This is a genomic window from Chitinophaga sp., assembly GCF_036566945.1.
Lineage (GTDB): Bacteria > Bacteroidota > Bacteroidia > Chitinophagales > Chitinophagaceae > Chitinophaga.
Genome location: NZ_DATCVJ010000481.1, coordinates 1 through 6,262, shown reverse-complemented (window position 1 = coordinate 6,262; position 6,262 = coordinate 1). Strand labels below are relative to the sequence as shown.

The 6,262-nt window shown below is 41.1% G+C and carries 4 protein-coding genes; all 4 read right to left on the bottom strand.

The genetic code is table 11. From position 1 onward, the window contains the following. Positions 1 to 268 precede the first annotated feature (268 nt). A complete protein-coding gene (locus VIP81_RS14800) occupies positions 269 to 1,147 on the bottom strand; it encodes a hypothetical protein (RefSeq protein WP_134643585.1) in 879 nt (292 codons plus the stop codon). Position 1,148: 1 nt separating this feature from the next. Beyond that, entirely contained in the window at positions 1,149 to 4,808 is a 3,660-nt protein-coding gene (locus VIP81_RS14795; RefSeq protein WP_331962067.1) for an ATP-binding protein, read from the bottom strand. Continuing rightward, positions 4,792 to 5,364 (bottom strand): condensin complex protein MksE, encoded by a 573-nt coding sequence (locus tag VIP81_RS14790; protein ID WP_134643583.1) that lies wholly within the window; start codon positions 5,362 to 5,364, stop codon positions 4,792 to 4,794. Before VIP81_RS14790 ends, VIP81_RS14795 begins: the two co-directional genes overlap by 17 nt. Before the next feature lie 27 nt (positions 5,365 to 5,391). Continuing rightward, the coding region (locus VIP81_RS14785; protein WP_331962060.1) for a hypothetical protein at positions 5,392 to 6,262 on the bottom strand (871 nt) is incomplete at its 5' end.

The following is a 6,262-nucleotide window of genomic DNA, read 5'->3' as shown; positions in this document are numbered from 1 at the left end:
CCGCGGATATCCTTTTCAATAAATTCGTATATTAGTAAAGATAGTTCAGCTCTTTGTAAAGCCTCGTAAACTCTACCGCCCTACTCAATCATTATAGAGCAAAAAATAAAAGCCCGCGACCAGCGCGAGCTTTGTAATTTTCCAGTGATCCCGTTAGGACAATTCTCGAACCAATTTTATGAAGATTTGAGGAAGATTAGGGATCTTAAAATTATGATAATCAACTGAATGAGGATTTATTTTTTCCCAGAAAGTCGGATGTTACTATTCAGATAGCCGGGCCTTTCAACGAAGTGTTACTTTTTATAAAGATCTCTTGCTCCAAAACTTTGCTATGCTTTAGCAAAAGCTCCATAAGTTGCTGAACTGATGATTCGGCATCTGATGTTTCCGGCCTTTCCCCATACTGGCGGTTATAAAGCGCACGGTTTCCGTATTTCATCAACAGATCTTCCAGTCCGGATGGTATGAATAAACAAGCACGTTCCGTCAGAAATTTTTTGTATTCATTTTTATAGATCTTAATACCTTCAAAATCGAGATCTCCGAAATGCAGATACGGATTTGGAATAGATTGAAGCCATTTTATAAGATCATTGCTTTGTGGATAGCGGCTAACAAAAAGCGGTTTAATATCAGTGAACAGGTATTCCTGTTCGGAAAGCCGTCTGAAATTCTCTGCATTTTCGACCCCCACAATTACTATATCAGGATCTGGTTTAAAGTCTTCATAATCGTACATGTAGATAAACGAACCTGCGGGAGGATTAATATTAAACTGCTTACCATGAAACATGGTCGCAACGGGTGAGGTGCTGGATACGAGAAATCCTTTAAATGTGCGGATGCTTCTCAGTTTGGAGTTACCTGCAATAGTAACTGCCTCTGCACGATTTGGAAGTTGGTCGTACTTGCTTATATATTCATCAAGATCGCTTATTCCAAAATGGTTATGCAGGTAGTTAGTCAAAGATGTTTTAACCGGTATAAAAATGACATAACGACTTTTACTGATTTGCTTTTTCTGTAAAATTCCATCTTCCAGCATTTTATTAACAACGTTATGTTTCATCCCGGAACCAGGAACAGCTGTTTCCGGAAGTAAAAGCTGTTGTAGTTTTTGGGCGATGTGAAGGGGAAGTACCATATTATACTTTTGAAAGTTGCGTTATGATCCGCTTGATTTTAGTATTCCTGTTGTCATCCTTCTCCAGTTTATAAATATGTCTGTAATTTAATGCATTGGTTTCTGTAGGAGAGCCATTGATCAGCAAGATATTCCTATCGTTTGCAAATTGAAGAATTCCTTTGATGTTGTTAGGATGCAGTTTCCCTATCTCGTCCATCATGCAATGCAACCTAAATTCTTTGAACCTTTTGCTGGCGCCTTCTTTAAACACATTCAGCAACATAATATTTATCATGGCCTTTACCAGTACATCCGTACCTTCTGAACCAACATTCGACAATTTTTCTACCCAACCGGTATCATTCTGATTTTCTTCTACCCTGAATTTCAGTTCAAATGAATCTGATAATGCAATCGTGTCTCTTCTGTATTCGTTGATGGCTTTACCGAGTTGCTTCAGCAGATCCACGGCTTTTTTATTCTTACTTTCCTGGTCTGTTGACGAGAATAGATTCAGACCGCCTATATCGAAACTATGCTCATCATTGAATTTCTTGATCTGCGTGAGTAGTTGCACTACTTTATTTGCGCTTTCATCTATGCGCAATTCTATTTTTCGGATAGCGCCGACAAAGTTCTTATTGTCGAAGTCTTTATTAATATTGCTGATCACTTTCTGAATATCACCGGCCTTTGACATCAGATCTCCTGTTTCTTTACCCACGAGCTTTATTACATTTGCAAAGCGTTCGTTTACCCGTCGCTCAAATTCTTCTATCTTGCTGTTACTTATAAACTCGTTTAGATCTTCTGCAAATTGTTGATAAGCATGTTTATCGTTTAAGGCAGATGGGAAACTGAATATATTCTGAACAGAGAAGTTGCCCAGGAACTTATTGGCCGTTTCCTTTAGATCGTCCAGCCTCTTAATGGAAGTATAATAGCAACGGTTCACTTCTTCTATCAGCACTTTACAGGACTTGTCGTTTTTATAGGTTTCTTTCTCCTCTGTATATGCCGAATTAATACTTAAGTAAGGATCTGTCTGTTGAAAACGTATAAATGCCTTGCTATCCTCTTCCAGCAGGTTCAATTGCTGATTTAACTGCTGCAGTAATCCTTCTGTTTCTCTGAGGTGAATGCTGATCCCTTCCTTTTGCTGCCGGTATTTTTCTTCTTCAATGGTGAGTTGTTTTTCAAGAATGGATTTCTGCGATTTAAAGGTATCGGCTTTATCGATCCATTCCTTTTTATCTTTTCTATATTCAATTACAAGAACACGGTTATCCTCAATAAACTTAAGCTCTGCCTCCAGCTCCTCCAGTTGCTGATCCAAAATTTCCAGTCGCCCTGTATCGGCACCTTTTCCGGAAAGTTCATGCTGAAGTTGTATTTTGAGTTGCTGTTTTTCTTGCTCCCAGGTTGTTTTGTGATGTCTAAGCGATTCATTGATGATGCTCATTTTTTGCATCCCGTCCTGTTCAATACTGGCTATCTTTTTCGCATGTTCCCGCTCCTTTACTTTTAATTGCTTTAGCAGTTCATCTTCTGTCTGTTGAAACAATTGCAGACTATGCGCTACCATTTCACTAGCGGCGGCTATGGCGGCATCCAGATCGGACATAGCCTGTTTACGGGCATTTTGGGACCTTACTTCCCAGTCTTTCTGTTGAACAACAGACTGCCTTAATTGAAGTGTATCCTGTTCTTGTTTATAGTTTAGTTCGAGCAAACTATCTTTTGCATCTTTTATCAGCGGCTGATATTTCTTTTTAAGTTTCTCCAGTTGTTGGCTCTGTCCTCCCTGCAAAGTTTGCAGTTCCGCTTGTCTGGCAGCGATGGCATCTTCGAATTGTTTGAGTTCCTTTTGATATTCTGCTACTGTTTTTACCTGTACCGGCAGATCATTGATACTTATCGTTACGCCAAAAAAATTGGGAATATCCTTTAAATCAGCTATCGCCCGTGGCTCAAGATCTGAATTAAACAACAGCTGTTCGTTCACCACTTTGCCGATGGTATCTTCCCATCCTGGTTTATTTTTATTGAGCCAGCCATAAAAGGCTTGTTCATTTGTTTGCAGCTTGTATTCTACTGATTGCAGCTGCTGTTGGAGTGAAGTAATTTCGTCTTGCAGTTTCTCCTGCCTACGCTCAGTTTGTTGTTTCGTGGCAGTTTCATCAAGCTCCCATTGTTTCTGGAGGGTGATAGACTGGTTCTTAAAATGGTCCAGGTCATTCTTGTTCTTCCGAATAGCCAATTCATAAATGGTTACTTCCTCTGCTGCATCCATCAACTCCTTTTCAAAGAAACGTTGATGTGTAAGGGTGGCCTTTTTAAGCTTTTCCTGATTTAGGTGTTGCTGATGCTGTTCCAATGCCTGCCGCGCCTGTTCAATTGCCTGCGCATTCAGCTGCTTTACGGCAGATTGTGCCTTTAAGAGCCAGTCTGAGGCATCTTCACGTTCACTGGCGGCCAGTTCACGCATCGCCATTTGTTCTTCCTTTTTATCCTGCTCAAAACTGCGGTAAGCCTGGTCCAGTGCCTGTTGCAGACTTTCATATTTCAGCGATATTTCTGAAAAGTGGAATGTCAAAAGCTGCTTTTCTTTTTCCAGCTTCTGCTGATCTGCACCCAACTCCTTCTCTTTACCTGATCGTTCAATAATCTGGTCGATCTGGTGACGCGCATACATGTCGGCTTTTTCCCTTGCCTTTTTAAGTTCGCTATCCAGTACGCTGATTTCACCGGTAATCTTACCATACTTATTTTGATAGCGCTGCGACGTACTTTCTATCTTTTCCTGCCATCCGGCTTTTTCAGCTTCGGTTTTCTCCTTTTTATCAAGTAGCTTCGGAGCCATTCTTTGCAGTTGCGCTGCGCTCCAGGCAAGCTGCTGTGCAAACCGGTTCTTCTCAGATTCCAGATATTTGATAGCCAGGTGATTCTTTACTACATTCTCCGCCTGCTTCATAATATGCGGCTGCTTATACAAATGAATATCATTCAGTTGCTGCTCAAAATTTTTCAGATGGTGCGTATAGCTCTGAAGATCTATGGAAAGATCTTCTTCATTGAGCGACATAATGATGGTTTGCTTAATGAATTCCGCTTCCAGTTTACTGTTTAAAAATACATTCTGTATAGTGCGTGGTATATTCTGGTACTGTTTACTTTGCAGCAGCGCGTATTTGGCAAACTCCTTTTTGCCCACTTCATTATTACCATACAGAATATCCCGGTATTCTTCATAGCGGTCTACTTTACGGGTATGGTCGATCCTTTGTGTATCAAGCACCTGCCGGTTATCCTCCCATTTTTCAAAAGCGCGTCCGTCAGCATCTACAAAATAATCGCGATGGTAGGCTGCATCCATGAAACGGAAACAAACCTTGCCCTGACTTTTAAACGCAATAATACAGAAGGGGCCCGATTCGCGCATTACCTCATAAATAAGAAAGGAGTTGCGGTAGGGGAAATAATATTCAGCAAAGCTTTTCTTCTCTTTAGAAATACCGAGTTTAAGTGTATCCGCATTGTAAAAGAAAAGAACAGTACGCAAGAGCGTACTTTTTCCCACACCCTGGGTCCCTATCAGGTGTACATTTCCATCTACCATCACTTCTGCATACCGGATAGTAGCGCTATTAATAAAAACGACTTTATTCAGGAATCTCATGTATGGTTTCTTCTTGTATTTGAATACTTACAATCAATTGTTTAATATAATTGAACGAGGCAAGTACTTTGTATTGTTGGCTTATCTCGTTTTCCAGTTCGGCGTAGCCCTGCGCTACCAGTTGTTTTTCTATCAATGAATTCACCCGATCTGGCATACTGCCTTCACCAGTAAGGCGCTTCATGATTTCCAGCTTGTCCTTCAGGCTTGCATCTATTTTTACCTGCACCAGCACATCTGAAGGCGTAAAACGAAAGCCGGGAGCAAAACCATTATTGAATGCCATAAAGAAGTCTACCACATCTACCCACCGGTAAGCCTGCTCTATCTTGCTTTCAATTGACGCCCTATTCTCCACTCTGGAAAAGTAAAAAAATTCATCTCCTTTTTCCAGCACAAATCCGATAGCAATAAAGTAATTATACAACTCATCAAAATGTTCATCCATAGCATTGTATAATTTCCGGTAGCTGTCTTCCACACTGTTGCTGCAAATGAATTTACCTTTGCTGAGGATATCAAAAATCTCCGCGGTATGCTTAATTGTTGTACTCATAGTTATTCCTTTTATGACCTGTTTCCATTAGATCGGGTGTACCATTGCGTATTCAATTTGTCCGTCCTGCTGAAACAATTCTTTCACATCCAGTTCCTGTTCATACATAGATACCATTTGGCAAAAAATAGTGATGCGCTCTTCGTAGCTCACTTCGCGCGGGTATTTATACTGCATAATAAAATTGTGTAAATGATGCCCCGATGCTATAAATCCGTGTTTGATCTCTTCGAGGTCAATAAAGATCTCCGCTTCCGTTTCAGGCAGGAGGTCCCGGCTGGAAATATTTTCTGCAACAGGCATGGCTGGTTTACGGCCCTGACGGGACCTTAAAGCGACCTTCTCTATATGGGCACGCCCTTCGTCCGTGTGCAGGAAGTCTAGTGACAATTTAAGCGGGTACACTGGCCTGTTCTCGAAAACCACATCATTGCTTTGCATGAGGAGAGCAACCATATTGGTTTTGGCCTTCAGTTCAAACTGGTCCTTCAGGTATTTGATCTGCCGGATCTTTTCCTGGATCCTGCTCTGATGTTTAACCTGGTTCAGGTACTCAATGATTTGTTTCTGTGTTTCAATCAGGTTATGCCGGCTCTCAGTAAGTTGACCCCGAAGCTGGGTGACCACCTGCTTTAATTCTTCGTCAAGCGCGGTAATAAAAAAGGTAAGATCTTCTTCCGTAACCAATCGCTCGGTACATTCGATAAGGCCGTAAATGGCCCTTCGTTTCTCATCAAAGCCCTCCAGACGAGCTATTTTAATGATATAATTAGGCTCTGTTTTGAACACGTTCTCAATGTTCCGGTTCAAATCGATAATATTTCTCAGCGTGATACGCCCAATTTTACGGAGGGCAGATTTTACCTGTTTCAGGTAAATATGCTTTCGGTTCTCATTA